We start from the raw sequence: 14531 nt of genomic DNA, 5'->3' as shown, positions 1-14531 counted from the left end.
ATGCTCCGTGGCATCTAACCACATCAAGATTGCAACGCTTGTGTGACCGAATTCGTGGCGGTGTTTGTCAGGCGACGCCGCTGTCGATCGCCAGCCGCACCAGCTCGACCGAGGTCTTCACGCCGAGCTTCTGTCGCATGATCGAGGAGGTGTTGGCGACAGTCTTGTAGGACGACTGCACCAGCCAGGCGATCTCGGACAGGCTCTTTCCGGCGCTGAGCAGCCGCAGGATTTCCATCTCGCGTGCGTTCAGCTTCGACAGCGGGCTTTGCGCCAGCGTCGGTCCTGCAAACGCGATGCTGCGCGCGATCGCGGTGGGCAGATAGGTGCTGCCGCCCCCGACGGCGCGGATCGCCTCGACGAGGTCGTCGGGGTCGCCGGTCTTGGAGACGTAGCCCTTGGCCCCGCACTCGATCGCGCGCGCGGCGAACGCAGGGTCGTCGTTCATGCTGAACATGATGATGCGGGCCTCGGGCGCACGTTCGAGGATGCGGCGCGCGAGCTCGAAGCCGGAGACGGTCGGCAGGTTGATGTCGATGATGCAGAGGTCGGGGCGCTCGACAATGAAGACGCATTCGCCGTCCTCGGCGTCGGCGGCCTCCAAAATCTCGATCTCGCCCTCGTCGGCCAGCACGGCACGGCAGCCGGAGGCGACAATGGGATGATCGTCGACGATCAGAATGCGCATAGGCGTTCCCCGTGACAGCCTCGGCCTGCTTTTCCGCCGCATGATCCGAACAAGAACGCTGCGCGTCTCATGTCGCCTCATGCAACCCGGCCGGGATTGCTGTACGCTTTCGATTAGATATCGGGCGCTTCGCCTCTGTCAACGTCAACGGACAGGCGCGGGCCAACCTTCGCGAGGCACGGGCGGCACCAATGTGGCAAAATCTATCGTTGCGCGCGCGCATCAACCTTCTGCTGGCGCTGCTGCTGGCGCTGGGGCTCGCTGTCAATATCGGCCGCCAGGTCGCGGAAGCCGGGCCGCGCGTGCAGGCCGAGGACCAGAGCGTGATCCGGCTCGCGCGCGAATTCATCGAAATGATCGTTGCGGATCTGAACGAGGCGCCCGACCCGGATGCCAGGCTGAACCAGATCGCGCGCGATCTGAGCCGCCTGCGCCATGTCAGCATCGCGCTTCAGGACGCCGGCGGTAACCCGCTGACGCCGCCCCGGCCTGCCGACGACGACGCGCGTGGACCGCCGGCCTGGTTCGTCGGCCTGGTTCATCCGGAGCAGACCACGGTGAGCGTGCCGGTCTCGGTCCATGGCAAGCCGGGCTCGCTGGTGATCACCGCGCATCCCGATGACGAGATCGCCGAGATCTGGGACGCCATCGTGACCCAGCTCGAGGTCGGCTCGGTGATCGCGCTCGCGCTGTTTCTGGTGATGATGACGGTGGTCGGCCGCGCGCTCGCGCCGCTGCAGTCATTGGCGCAGACGATGACCGCGATCGAGGGCGGGCATTATGACGCGCGCGCCACGCCGGGCGGTGCGCCCGAGCTGGCCGCGATCTGCGGCAAGCTCAATCATCTCGCGGCGGCGCTCGGCGAGGCGGTGGAGGAAAAGCGGCTCCTGGCCGAGCGCGCGGTGTCGCTCCAGGACGTCGAGCGCAAGGAGATCGCGCGCGAGCTGCACGACGAATTCGGGCCGTATCTGTTCTCGCTGCGCGCGCATGCGAGCGCGCTGGCGAAGCTCGCGGACGGGCGCGCGCCGAATGCCGACTCGGTCCGGAAGCACGGCAGCGCCTTGCTGGAACAGATCAACCAGCTCCAGCAGTTCACCCGCCGGGTGCTGGAGCGGCTCCGGCCCGTCGGCCTTGCCGAGCTCGGCCTGCGCCAGGCGCTGGAATCGCTCTCGCGGCTGTGGCGGGAGTCGCATCCCGACGTCGCGATCGAAACCGTGATCTCCGCCACGCTCGGGGTCACCGGCGAGACGGCCGACCTCACCATCTACCGCATCGTGCAGGAGGCGCTCACCAACGTGTTCCGCCACGCCGGCGCGACGTCGGTCAATGTCGTGATCGAGCCCGTCGAGCAGGCCGGCGGCCGCGGCTACGCGCGCGTGCGGGTCAGCGACAACGGCTGCGGCATGGAGCCGGGCCAGAAGCTCGGCTTCGGCCTCGTCGGCATGCGCGAGCGCATTCTGGCGCTGGGCGGCACGCTCAACGTCGTCTCCAACGACGGCGGCTTGACCGTGGAGGCGCTGGTTCCGACGGCGGCGTCCTGATTGCATCGGGAAAAATTCCCGATTTGGTCGGGAAAACGGGTGCGGATAGTGCCAGACCTTTTGTGGCTGGCGGACTCACTGCCGCCGAATACACTCATCTCAACCAAACGGCGAAAATCAAAACAGCCGGTGGTCACGGATTGGAAGGCAGGGATGGGCAAGCCTCTTTGGTTCAAGCGTCGTTTGTTGATGGCCTCGGTGTCGACGGGGCTGGTGTCGGGCTTGGTCCTTGCAAGCCCCGCCGCAGCCGCGCAGGACGAGGAAACCAACGTCCAGAACCTGCCGCCCGTCGAGGTGACGGCACCTCCGCCGTCGGCCGTGAGGCGTAGTGCGCCGACGCGGCCGGTCGCGCGCATAGGGGCGCCGGCGTCCGCCAGCCCCAGGACGCGCCTTTACGTCTACCCGACCTCGCCGGGCACCGGCCGAGGTCTCGATGTCGACAAGGTGCCGTCCGCGATCAATGCGGTTGATGCCAGCCAGATCAGGCGTACCGCCTCCCCGGATATCGCGGTTGCCCTGCAGCAGTACGTGCCTGGTCTCAGCATCAATGAAGTGACCGGCAATCCCTTTCAGCCCGATGTGCAGTTTCGCGGCTTCGTCGCTTCACCTCTGGCCGGCACGCCGCAGGGCCTCGCTGTCTACCAGAACGGCGTACGCATCAACGAGGCGTTTTCCGACACTGTTAATTGGGATCTGATCCCGACGGCTGCGATCCGATCGGCAGTGGTCGTGACTAACAATCCGGCATACGGCCTTAACGCGCTCGGCGGCGCCATCGATCTGCAGATGAAGAACGGCTTCAACTATCAAGGGGCCGAGATCGATATCATGGGCGGCTCATTCGGCCGCATCCAGGGCTCTGCACAATGGGGCAAGAAGGTCGACAATAATTGGGCAGTCTACGGAGCGCTCGAAGGCATTCACGACAATGGTTTCCGCAATTTCTCGCAATCGGATGTCCGGCGCTTCTATGGCGATGTCGGGTATCGTTTCGAAGGCAACGAGTTCCACCTCAATGGCGGCGTCGCCAACAATTCCCTGGCAGGCCCCAGCACCGTTCCGGCCGAATTGCTCCAGCAATATTGGGGGGCGACCTACACAACGCCGCAAACCATCTCCAACAAGGTCGGCTATCTCAACCTGACCGGCAAAGTGGAGGCGACGCCGACCTGGACCTTTGAGGGCACGGCGCATCTGCGGAGCTTCAAACAGAGTACCGTGGACGGAAATCCGACCGACGCCCAGGCATGTGCCGATCCAACGCTCCTGTGCTTTGGCAATGATACGGTCCCGGCTTTTGGCCTGAATGGCGTTCAGCTCGCCAATACCTTTGCGCCAGACGCCATCCTCAGCGAGATCGATCGCACCAGCACGAAATCGACCACATTTGGCGTATCCGGTCAGGCAACCAACACCGACCAGCTGTTCGGTCATGAGAACCGCTTCGTAGTTGGCGCGAGCTATGATGTCAGCAGCACGCGCTTCACCGGCAGCGCTGAATTAGGAACCATAGGCACGAACTATGTCGTCACGGGCAGCGGCATATTCCTGGGTCCCTCCGGTGACCCGACATCGGTTGGTCCCGTGTCGCTTCGCACCGTCAACCAATATCACGGGCTCTACGCGCTCGACACGTTCAACGTGGACGATCGCTTTGCGGTGACGGCAGGCGGGCGATTCAATGCGGCCCGTGTCACGCTGATGGACCAGCTCGGCACCGCACTCAATGGCGATCATACCTATGATCGGTTCAATCCGATCATCGGCGGCACCTACAAGATCACCTCTGAAGTGACTGCCTATGCGGGCTATTCCGAAGCCAACCGGGTGCCCACGCCACTCGAGCTCGGCTGCGCCGATCCGGCGAGGCCATGCATCATCGGGCAGTTCCTGATCGCAGACCCCCCACTGCAGCAAGTCGTATCCAAGACGTTTGAAGCGGGCTTCCGCGGCACCAAGGAATTGAACATCGGCTCCCTCGGCTGGAAGATCGGCGCCTTCCGGGCTACCAACTACGACGACATCCTCGCGACCCCGATTCCCGGCCTGACTGGCTTCGGCTTTTTCCAGAACGTCGGCCGGACGCGCAGGCAGGGTATCGAAGCCGAGGTGAGCCTGAAGTCGAATGTGCTTCAGTTCCAGGCGAGCTATGCGTTCCTGGACGCGCGCTTCCTCGACGCGCTGACGCTTGGCTCAGAGAGCCCGTTCGCCGACGCCGGCAACATCCAGGTCTTGCCGGGCAATCACATTCCGCGCCTCCCTAGCCACCTTATTAAGGCAAGCATCGAATATGCGGTTACCGATGTCTGGAAGGTCGGGGGTGACGCGCTCTTTGTCTCGAGCCAGTATTTCGTCGGCGATGAGTCCAACCAGTTTCCGAAGCTGCCGTCCTACGCGGTGTTTAATCTCCACACCTCCTACCAGATCACCAAGAACCTGCAGATTTACGGTCGCGTCGCCAACATCTTCGACAACCGCTACTCGACCCTTGGCACCTTCTTCGATAGGGAAGCCTTGCCCAACTTCACCAATGGCGGTGCGGAATTCAACGACCCGCGATCGCTGAGCCCGGCAAGGCCGCGCGCGTTCTATGCGGGCATGCGGATGACGTTCTGAGTTCGACACGCAAGCCCGGCCGCCTCTGGAGGGCGAAAGACATCATCATCTTTACTCCGCCCAGCCTCGGGCGAGGATCGCGGCTTGCTGCAAGGAAATGCGCCGGACCAGCGGGTCTGCATGGCGGTGCACCAGCTGCCAATCCGTGCTGTCCTTGCGATAGATTTCCGTGACGCGCAGCGACCAGTCCTGGGCAGGCAAGCCGCCGACCTCCGCGCTCTGGCGTTCGATCATGACGAGAGCGATGAGCCCGTTCGACGCATAGGTCTGCAAGACCTCCAGCTCGGTCTCACCGTTCCTGAAATATTGCGCCAGGTCGGCCAGCCGCTTTGGACTGCTGTCGAATCCGAAATTCGCAGGGCCTCCGAAAGGTTGCATCAGTGTGAAATCCGGCGCAATGCGGACAAGCTGGGACCAGCGGTCCATATCTCCACGCATGAAGGCCGCATTCTTCTCCCCGGCGCGCTGGATGATGCTGGCTAGCGCGTCGTCCCCGGCGGTTGCATTGCGTGGAAGCTGACCGGAAGCAGGAATTGCCGCCGCCGCCATCATCATCGAGCGCCTCGACATCCTGTGCGGCGAGTCCTGGTTGTCCGGCGAGCCATGGCCTTTGCTCACCCCTTTCGACCTTCTGATCATTTCGAGGCTCCTGATTGCACGATCTACGCATTCCATGGGGCCTTGATCTCGATGAATCCAGCGATATGATTTCAGCAACATGCTGAACCAAATTGATCTATCCAGGATCGAACTGAATCTCCTTGTGGTCTTCCGCGTGGTCCTGGAAGAACGCCATGTCGCGCGCGCGGCCGCGCGACTGAACCTGACGCCGTCCGCTGTCAGCCACGCGCTTGGCCGGCTGCGCCTTGTTTTGAACGACCCGCTGTTCCTGCGAACGCCGAAGGGCGTCGTTCCAACGGAGCGGGCCCTGGAGCTCGACCACCCTATCGCTGAAATCATCGCGCGCGTCGAACAACTGGTTGGCTCGGCTAGACCATTCGACCCTGCAAAAAGCCATCGCCGGTTTACGATCGGCGCACCCGATGCTGTTCTCGCCTCAACAACGGGGCAGCTACTCGGTTCGATCGCGAGTAGGGCGCCCCACATCGACATCGGATTGATCCATGTGATGCCCGCGCCCCGCGGCGGCGCGATCGGCGAACCCTGGCACGAGTGCCTCGAGATGCTCGAAAGACGAGAGCTGGACGTCGCGATGCTGCCGCTGCCGGCGGTATCGCCGCGTTTCGAGGCGCGCAGGCTCTACGACGAGGAATTCGTGCTGGCCATGCGCAAGGGACACGCCTTCGCCAGAGCTCCGACACCCGCGGCTTTCTCGCAATCGCAGCATCTGCTGGTGTCTCTCAGCGGTGAGCCGCGCGGCTTCGTCGATGAGATGTTGGCAAAGCGCGGTCTCAGGCGCCGCATTGCCTTGACTGTCCCGAACTTTATGATGGCGCTCGTCCAGCTTGCAGGGTCCGAACTGATTGCAGCGTTGCCGCGGCGTCTGGTGCAGCAGCACGCCGGGCATTTCGGATTGATATTCGTCGAGCTGCCTTTCGCCCGTAAACCGGATACGATCTGCGCCATCGCGACCAAGGCTGCGATGAAGGACGCCGGTGTCGCATGGCTGATGGAAGTTGTCTTCGCCTCGGTCGGAGCAGGTCGGAACCGCAATCGGTAACGCGCGCTCGCTCAGTTGGCCGGCCCCCAAACCGTTTCCTCCGTCCAGCCCAGATCGGCAAACTCGGATGCCCTTAACGGCGCTTCCGCAGTCGAAAAGAACTCGTCGAGCTGCGGCGGCTTGATGCGGGTTCCCGATAACATCGTATGCGCCTGCCCACGGTGGTGAATTTGATGCTGAATGAGATGCATCAGCAGCCGGTCGCGTCGCTCTATCTGGACATCAGGACCTCGATTAATCCGCACGTCTTCGTTCAACGAGGCGGGCGTCAGGGCATCGCAGACGCCTATGAAGCGCCGGTCCATCGATGCTTGAGCTTCCGAGAGCCCTGGAAGAGCTGGAAATGGGATCGGATCCTCCCAGGCCTTCGGCCCAAGCCATCCGCCCTCGAGTGCATCGACGTAAAAGAGGTCAACGACATAAATATGGTTCAACGTCCGCTGCAGGCTCGGGAAGAAGCCCGTCCGCTCGACCTCAAATTCGCCCTGGCTCAGCTCGGCGCACGCGCGGAGCAACCGGTGGTTCGCCCAGGCATTGTTGTAGGCGAAGGCGCTAGCTTTGAACGATCGACATTGCAAACCCCGTACACCGACCTGCTCGGCGCCGCGTTCCTTTACCGATCAGAAACCATAGCAAATGATCTGAAAATTGTAACGAAACGACTTGGCTGTTTCCGGGTAGGTTTGCCGGAGGGCCCGTCCGATGACAGAGCACCAGTTGAGAGAGCAGGAATTCCAGATCGCGCGTTACAGGCTTCTGGAGCGCGAAGTCACCGATCCGCTTGCCGCGTGCCTGCTTCACAGCATCATCGAGGATCTGGAAGCCGAGTTGCGAAGGGACAGACCGGATTCGCACGGGCCGCGCGATTAACCGTTTCTTAGCGCTGATCATGCGGATTATTCGCGAGGGAATGTCAAGGGAGACTGCTCCCATGCTGAAGGACGGCACCTACGCGGCGTGGTACAAGACGCCACTGGACCAGGGTACCGGGATCGTCCATGTCGCAGACGGACAAATCTGGGGCTGCGACAGCCTGATGACCTATCACGGCTCCTGCAAGGTCGACGGCGATCGCTTCACCGCCACCGTGTCGACGAAGCGTCACACCGACGGACGTGCAACGGTCTTCGGCATCGACGACGAGCTCACGCTGGACATCGAGGGAAACTGCCCCGGCAAGGTCGCGACCTACACGGCGAAGGCAGCGCAGATGCCGGGAATGATCCTCCAGGGTACGCTCATTCTCACGGAACAGCAGCCGCCCGCGCGTGAGCGAACCGAGCAGGCATCGGCGTTCAATCCCGAAAAGCTTCCGAAATTGCCCAAGCGCTCGCGCTGATCGAGCGAGCCGGGTCGCTCGGCGTGCTCGGTTCAATACAGCATCATGTCGGACAAGGCTTCGCGTTGCCAGCTTGCCAGGCTGGCGCGACGGCCGCAGCAGGACTCGCAATCACTCGGGACCGCGTTTGTGAACGGACGTATGCGTTCTTGCCATCGATGGTGGAGCGTCGGATCGTTCTATCGATGGTTTCGGACCATCGCTCCTGCATTCGCAGCGCGAAGCTGAAGATCATACCGCCCAACGGCAAGGACCGCGACTTCGTGGTGGATGGTCTAGGCTCGCGAGCCGTGATCAATTCGCTGTTGGCGTGCTTCGACGCGGCTCAGGGCGTGAAGGGCAAAAAGCAGGGCAGGGGGTAAATCCGGGCGTTCTTCTGCATTTTTGCATCCGAAAGTCCCGGAACTCCCGCTTTTCAAGCAGCTTCCGACACGCCATTGTGCCGCCGCAACAATCGTCTCAAGGGGCAGTATCAATGTCGGACAAGGTTTCGCGTCGCCAGTTTGCCAAGCTGGCGGGATTGTCCGCAGCCGGAATCGCAAATCCGCTGGAGGCCGCCGAGGTTAAGCCGGCACCGGCGCCGCGAGGCATGGACGGCTTTCCGGCGGGCTTTGTCTGGGGCACGGCGACCTCGTCCTATCAGGTCGAGGGTGCGGTCGACGTCGACGGGCGCGGGGCCTCGATCTGGGACAAGTTCGTGCGCATCCCCGGCAAGATCGAGGACGGCACCACCGGCGATCGCGCCGTTGAGCACTATCACCGCTACAAGGAGGACATCGCGCTCATCAAGGAGCTCGGCTGCAAGGCCTACCGCTTCTCGGTGGCATGGCCGCGGGTGTTTCCGGACGGCGACGGCAAGCCGAACCCGAAGGGGCTCGACTTCTACAATCGTCTCGTCGACGAGCTCCTCAGGAACGGCATCGAGCCGTGGCTGACGCTCTATCACTGGGACTTGCCGCAATCGCTCCAGGATCGCTTTGGCGGCTGGCGCTCGACCGAGACCTGCAAGATCTTTGGCGACTATGCGGGCTATGTGGCCGAACGCCTGACCGATCGCGTCAAGAACGTGTTCACGCTGAACGAGAGCGGACGTTTCGTCCAGTTCGGCTACGGCCTCGGCATCGACGCGCCCGGCGTGACGCTGCCGCAAGCAGAGGTTAACCAGGTCAGGCATAACAGCGCGCTCGCGCACGGGCTCGCGGTGCAGGCGGTGCGGGCGCACGGCCGCCGCGGCACCAGGGTCGGGCCGGCCGAGAATATCGACGTCTGCGTTCCCGCAATCGACACGCCCGAGCATGTCCGTGCGGCCGAGATCGCGCTACGCGAGATGAATGCCGGTTATCTCAACCTCATCATGACCGGCCGGTATACCGACGCCTTCCTGAAATACGCGGGCGCCGATGCGCCGAAATACACCGACGCCGAGCTGAAGATCATCTCCTCGACGGTCGACTTCCTCGGCCTCAACATCTACGCGCCGCAGAACTATGTGGTGCCTTCCGACCAGGGCGCGGGCTTCATGCCGCTGCCAATCCCGAAATCGTTCCCGCACATGAACTCGAACTGGCTCCGCGTCGCGCCGGAGACGATCTACTGGGTGCCGAAGCTGGCCGCAAAGATCTGGAAGACGGACGCGATCTACATCAGCGAGAACGGCACCTCCGGCGACGACGTGGTGACGCCCGACGGCAAGATCTACGATACCGACCGCATCATGTACCTGCGCAACTATCTCGCACAGCTCCAGCGCGCCACCGCCGAGGGCGTGCCGGTGCGCGGCTACTTCCTCTGGAGCCTGCTGGACAACTTTGAATGGGTGTTCGGGCTCAACAAGCGTTTCGGGCTCTATCACGTCAATTTCGACACGCAGGTGCGCACGCCAAAGCTCAGCGCGACCTTCTACCGCAACGTGATCGCGAAGAACGCGGCGGGGGCATAGCTTTCTCTCCCTCTCCCGGATTTTCCGCCGCGCGTAAAATCCGACCTCTTCCCGCAGGCGGGGCGAGGTGACGCAAGATCGCGCGGCCACGGCCGTTTAACCTGACAGGCCAATCGCTTTACCGGTATCACCGCGCCCCATGCGGAACCCGCGTTTCTACTGTGCATGGGGTTGTTTTTCAGTTTTTTGCAAGGAGGCCGCGCGGCACCGCACGTTGACTCCACTCTTCCCCTTATTCAGAAACGACATCAACACCCATAAACAAGAGGACAACGCCAATGGCTGACGCGCTGATCATCGATGCCTGCCGGACCCCGCGGGGCGTCGGCAAGGCCGGCAAGGGAGCACTCTCGGGCATTCATCCGCAGCAGCTCGGCGCGACCGTGCTGCGCGCGCTCGCCGACCGCACCGGCATCGACACCGCCGATGTCGACGACATCGTCTGGGGCTGCAGCGCGCAGGTCGCGACCCAAAGCGGCGACCTCGGCCGCATGTCGGCGCTCGATGCCGGCTACGACGTGCGCGCCAGCGCGGTGACGCTTGACCGCTTCTGCGGAAGCGGCATCACCAGCGTCAACATGGCGGCGGCCTCGATCATGTCGGGCACCGAAGACCTCGTCATCGCCGGCGGCTGCGAGATGATGTCGATGGAAGGACGCCGCGGCGGCGGTCCGATGATGATGGACTCCGGCAATCTGCGCCTGCGTGCGCGGCATCCGCAGTCGCATCAGGGCGTCTGCGCCGACGCGATCGCGACGCTGGAAGGCATCACGCGAAGCGACGTCGACGCGCTGGGTCTCGAAAGCCAGAAGCGCGCCGCGCAAGCGATTGCCGGCGGCCACTTCAAGAAGAGCCTCGTGCCTGTTCGCCGCGAGGACGGCAGCCTCGCGCTCGACCATGAGGAGTATCCGCGGCCGCAGACCACGATGGAAGGGCTGAGCGCATTGAAGCCCGCATTCCCCGCGATCGCCGATTATGCGCTCGACGACAAGGGGACGACCTATCGCGGCCTCATCCTGCAGAAATATCCGGACCTCAACATCGACTTCATGCATCACGCCGGCAATTCGTCCGGCGTCGTCGACGGTGCCGCCGCGATCCTGCTCGCATCGCCCGCTTATGCCAGCGCGCACGGCCTGAAGCCGCGCGCTCGCGTCGTCGCGATGGCCAACATGGGGGACTCGCCGACCCTGATGCTGAACGCGCCGGTGCCGGCCACGCGCAAGGTGCTGGCGAAGGCGGGGCTCTCCATCGACGACATCGACCTGTTCGAGATCAACGAGGCCTTTGCGGTGGTGGCGGAAAAGTACATCCGCGACCTCAAGCTCGACCGCGCCAAGGTCAACGTCAATGGCGGCTCGATCGCACTCGGCCATCCCATCGGCGCCACCGGCTCGATCCTGATCGGCACCGTGCTCGACGAGCTCGAACGGCGCGACCTGAAGCGCGGTCTCGTCACCATGTGCGCGGCCGGCGGCATGGCTCCCGCGGTCATCATCGAGCGCGTCTAGCCTTATTTTTCAGGGTGAATCGCGACCGGCCTTTCACAAAGAGGCCGGTCGTCGCTTGTCGAAAGCAGCGAATCAGCTTTAGCAAGGCGGCGTGCGGGCCTTTGAAACAAGGCAAAAACCGCTGCCGGAGGCTCCTTCCGCTCTGGAAGCCGCTGAAAAGCAGGGTTTTTTGCCTCAGAGGGCCAAAAAAGCCCGTAAAATCGCGACAAAACTGTGCAGAAGGCTCTGGGCCTTCAACGGTTGGTCTAATATGCAACCGGCAACGAATCAGAGGAGACACGATGCCAACCCAAATGTCCAAATCGCAGCTGATCGAAAAGATTGCGACCGCCACCGAGCTTTCCAAGCGCGACGTCAAGAGCGTCATGGAGACGCTGACCGACGTCGGCCACAAGGAGCTCAAGAAGAACGGCCTGTTCCTGGTGCCGGGCTTCGCCAAGTTCGTGGTCATCAAGAAGCCCGCGACCAAGGCGCGCAAGGGTACCAACCCGTTCACGGGTGAGGAGATGATGTTCAAGGCCAAGCCGGCCCGGAAGATCGTCCGCGCCCGCCCGGTCAAGGCCGCCAAGGACGCGGTGGGCTAACAACGCAAAGGCCCCCTCAGCTAGGAGGGGGCCTTTTGTTTGGGGCTGCCGCGAGGGCTTGAGACGGAGGGCTCAACCCTTGCGGCGCTTCACCCGGACCGGAACGGGCTGAAGCCGCGGCCCGGGTGCCGCCAGCGCATCGCGAATCCGGTCGATCGCACGGTCGAGCAGCCGACGCAGCCGCTGCGTCTTTCGCGATCGCCTCGCTTTTTCCAGCAGTTTCTTCATCGCCTTCACTCCGCCGCTTCGACCTTGGCATCAGCCGGCTCGAGCGCTGCGGCGATGGCCTCGTCGACGCGCTCCAGCCAGATGAATTCGAGGTTGTCCCGCGCGCTCTTCGGGATGTCGTCGTAGTCCCGCTTGTTGCGCGCCGGCAGCATCACCCGCTTCAATCCGGCGGCGGCCGCAGCCACCACCTTTTCCTTGATGCCGCCGACCGGCAGCACCAGGCCGCGCAGCGAGATCTCGCCGGTCATCGCGGTGTCGCTGCGCACCGTGCGATTGGTGAGCAGGGACGTCAACGCCGTGAACATCGCAACGCCCGCGCTCGGTCCGTCCTTCGGGGTTGCGCCCGCCGGCACGTGAACGTGGATGTCGCTCTTCTCGAACACCGACGGATCGATGCCGAGCTGCGTGGCCTTGCTCTTCACCAGCGTCATCGCAGCCTGCACGCTCTCGCGCATGACGTCGCCGAGCTGGCCGGTCAGGATCATGCCGCCCCGGCCGGGCACGCGCGAGGCCTCGATGAACAGGATGTCACCGCCGACCGGCGTCCAGGCGAGCCCGGTGGCGACGCCCGGAATGCTGGTCCGCTGCGCAATCTCGCCCTCGAAGCGCGGCTGGCCGAGCACGGTGGCGATGTCCTTCGGGCTCACCACGACTTTGGCAGCCGTGCCCTCGGCGATTTGCACCGCGGCATGGCGGAACACCTTGCCGATCTCGCGCTCGAGATTGCGCACGCCGGCCTCGCGGGTGTAGCCCTTGACGACCAGCTTCAACGCCTCCGGCTCGATCTCGGCCTGCTCGGCCGTCAGACCGTTGGCCTCGAGCTGACGCCGCACCAGATAGCGGCGCGCGATCTCCAGCTTCTCCTCCTCGGTGTAACCGGCGAGGCTGATCAGCTCCATGCGATCCAGCAGCGGACCCGGAATCTGGTCCAGCATGTTGGCGGTCGCGATGAACACCACGCGCGACAGGTCGAACGGCACGGCCAGATAGTTGTCCCGGAACGTCCCGTTCTGCTCGGGGTCGAGCACCTCCAGCATGGCGGCCGAGGGATCGCCCTGCACGCCACGGCCCATCTTGTCGATCTCGTCCAGCATCATGACGCAGTTCCGCGTGCCGGCCTTCTTGATGCCCTGGATGATGTTGCCGGGCAGTGCGCCGATATAGGTGCGCCGGTGACCGCGGATCTCGGCCTCGTCATGCACGCCGCCGAGGCTGACACGCACGAAGGGGCGATCCATCGCGCGTGCGATGGATTGGCCGAGCGAGGTCTTGCCGACGCCGGGCGGGCCGACGAAGCACAGGATCGGCGCCTTGCCATGCGGAGCGAGCTTGCGCACCGCCAGATATTCGATGATCCGGCCCTTGATCTTCTCCAGGCCAAAGTGATCAGCATCGAGGATGCGACGCGCTTCCGTGATGTCGATCGGCTTCTCCGCGGGCAGCGCCCAGGGCAGCTCGATCAGCCAGTCCAGATAGGTGCGGACCATGCCGGACTCACCGGCAGCCTCGGGCATGCGCTCGTAGCGGCGCAGCTCCTTCTTGGCGTGCGCTTCCGCTTCCGGCGGCATGTTGGCCTTGGCGATGGCAGCCGTCAGCTCGGCGACCTCGGCCGCCTTGCCGTCGCCTTCGCCGAGCTGGCGCTGGATGGTCGCCATCTGCTCGCGCAGGATCGCCTCGCGCTGCCGCTCGTCGAAGGAGGCCTTGGTCTTCTGGCCGATCTCGTTGGAGATGCGCAGCACCTCCAGCCGCTCGGCCAGATGCTTCGACACCTTCTCGACGCGCAAGGCGAGGTCGATGGTCTCCAGCACCTCCTGCTTGTCCTGCGGCTTGATGTCCATGAACGAGGTCGCCAGGTCCGCCAGCGCGCCGGGCGCGGTGGTGCTCTGGAACAACGCGACCAGCTCGGGCGGCGCCTGCGGCAGCAGCTCGATCGCCTCGATGGCCTGGCGCTGCAAGTTCAGCGCATGCGCCTCGATCTCAGGCGAGCTCGTGGTCGGCTCAGGGATCTGCTGGAAGCGCGCAGCTAGGAACGGCGTCCCCGGCAGGAAGTCGAGGATGCGCGCGCGCTGCACGCCCTGGCAGACGATGTGGTGGGTGCCGTCGGGCGCGGTAATGTAGCGCACGATGTTGGCGATGGTCGCGACCCGGTAGAGATCGTCCGGCCCGGGCTCCTCGATCTCGGGGCTGCGCTGCAGGACGATGCCGACCGGCCGCTGCTCGCGCAGCGCCTGCTGCGCGGCGGCGATGGACTTCGCCCGGCCAATCGCGATCGGCGCGATGGCGCCGGGAAACAGCACCATCTCGCGCACCGGGACGACGATCAGCGCGTCTTCGGGAATCTTCACGTCGGGATTATTCTGGGAATTGGTTTGTGCGGTATTCATCTGTTCGGTGGCCATGATCG

At 63.8% G+C, this 14531-nt stretch carries 14 protein-coding genes; 9 read left to right on the top strand and 5 right to left on the bottom strand.

All coding sequences use genetic code 11. From position 1 onward, the window contains the following. Positions 1-67: 67 nt before the first annotated feature. Complete coding sequence (locus tag AB7245_RS31800) at positions 68-688, bottom strand: response regulator transcription factor (protein WP_354120400.1); 621 nt, start codon at positions 686-688, stop codon at positions 68-70. A gap of 191 nt (positions 689-879) precedes the next feature. On the opposite strand from AB7245_RS31800, the gene AB7245_RS31795 reads away from it, so the two are divergent. Both AB7245_RS31795 and AB7245_RS31790 read left to right on the top strand, forming a co-directional pair. Then, positions 880-2229: a histidine kinase gene (locus AB7245_RS31795; protein ID WP_439035388.1), complete on the top strand. Its 1350-nt coding sequence runs from the start codon at positions 880-882 to the stop codon at positions 2227-2229. 153 nt (positions 2230-2382) lie between these two features. Beyond that, positions 2383-4845, top strand: a complete 2463-nt coding sequence (locus AB7245_RS31790; RefSeq protein ID WP_439035771.1) for a TonB-dependent receptor domain-containing protein — start codon at positions 2383-2385, stop codon at positions 4843-4845. A gap of 51 nt (positions 4846-4896) precedes the next feature. Here the strand turns inward: AB7245_RS31790 and AB7245_RS31785 are convergent, their stop codons facing one another. After that, a complete protein-coding gene (locus tag AB7245_RS31785) occupies positions 4897-5484 on the bottom strand; it encodes a DUF4440 domain-containing protein (protein WP_439035387.1) in 588 nt (195 codons plus the stop codon). Between the two features lie 79 nt (positions 5485-5563). Here AB7245_RS31785 and AB7245_RS31780 point away from each other — a divergent pair, with 79 nt between their 5' ends. Continuing rightward, a complete protein-coding gene (locus AB7245_RS31780; RefSeq protein ID WP_439035386.1) occupies positions 5564-6526 on the top strand; it encodes a LysR family transcriptional regulator in 963 nt (320 codons plus the stop codon). Positions 6527-6537: 11 nt separating this feature from the next. Here AB7245_RS31780 and AB7245_RS31775 read toward each other — a convergent pair whose 3' ends face one another. Further along, positions 6538-7104, bottom strand: a complete 567-nt coding sequence (locus AB7245_RS31775) for a DinB family protein (protein ID WP_439035385.1) — start codon at positions 7102-7104, stop codon at positions 6538-6540. A 124-nt stretch (positions 7105-7228) separates the two neighbouring features. Here AB7245_RS31775 and AB7245_RS31770 point away from each other — a divergent pair, with 124 nt between their 5' ends. From AB7245_RS31770 to AB7245_RS31745, 6 genes are all read left to right on the top strand, one after another. Continuing rightward, positions 7229-7396, top strand: coding sequence for a hypothetical protein (locus AB7245_RS31770; RefSeq protein WP_439035384.1), 168 nt, complete (start codon positions 7229-7231; stop codon positions 7394-7396). 61 nt (positions 7397-7457) lie between these two features. Beyond that, positions 7458-7865, top strand: coding sequence for a hypothetical protein (locus tag AB7245_RS31765; protein ID WP_439035383.1), 408 nt, complete (start codon positions 7458-7460; stop codon positions 7863-7865). Positions 7866-8014: 149 nt separating this feature from the next. Next, on the top strand, positions 8015-8227 hold the full coding sequence (locus tag AB7245_RS31760) for a hypothetical protein (RefSeq protein WP_439035382.1): 213 nt from the start codon (positions 8015-8017) through the stop codon (positions 8225-8227). Positions 8228-8340: 113 nt separating this feature from the next. After that, positions 8341-9804, top strand: a complete 1464-nt coding sequence (locus tag AB7245_RS31755; RefSeq protein WP_439035381.1) for a GH1 family beta-glucosidase — start codon at positions 8341-8343, stop codon at positions 9802-9804. Between the two features lie 278 nt (positions 9805-10082). After that, positions 10083-11315 (top strand): acetyl-CoA C-acetyltransferase, encoded by a 1233-nt coding sequence (locus AB7245_RS31750; protein ID WP_259256597.1) that lies wholly within the window; start codon positions 10083-10085, stop codon positions 11313-11315. A gap of 281 nt (positions 11316-11596) precedes the next feature. Next, positions 11597-11899, top strand: a complete 303-nt coding sequence (locus AB7245_RS31745) for an HU family DNA-binding protein (protein ID WP_014493658.1) — start codon at positions 11597-11599, stop codon at positions 11897-11899. A 72-nt stretch (positions 11900-11971) separates the two neighbouring features. Here the strand turns inward: AB7245_RS31745 and AB7245_RS31740 are convergent, their stop codons facing one another. Together AB7245_RS31740 and lon are read right to left on the bottom strand one after the other, a co-directional pair. Next, positions 11972-12136, bottom strand: coding sequence for a hypothetical protein (locus tag AB7245_RS31740; protein ID WP_439035791.1), 165 nt, complete (start codon positions 12134-12136; stop codon positions 11972-11974). Continuing rightward, positions 12133-14526 carry an endopeptidase La gene (gene lon, locus AB7245_RS31735; RefSeq protein WP_439035380.1) on the bottom strand — a complete coding sequence of 798 codons (2394 nt, stop codon included), beginning with the start codon at positions 14524-14526 and terminating at the stop codon, positions 12133-12135. The genes AB7245_RS31740 and lon overlap by 4 nt, the downstream gene beginning before the upstream one ends. Positions 14527-14531 lie beyond the last annotated feature (5 nt).

Origin of the sequence: Bradyrhizobium sp. 604_D8_N2_3 (assembly GCF_051810765.1) — a bacterium.
GTDB lineage: Bacteria > Pseudomonadota > Alphaproteobacteria > Rhizobiales > Xanthobacteraceae > Bradyrhizobium > Bradyrhizobium barranii.
Note: the sequence above shows the minus strand (reverse complement) of the source record. Positions and strands in the feature narration are given on the sequence as shown.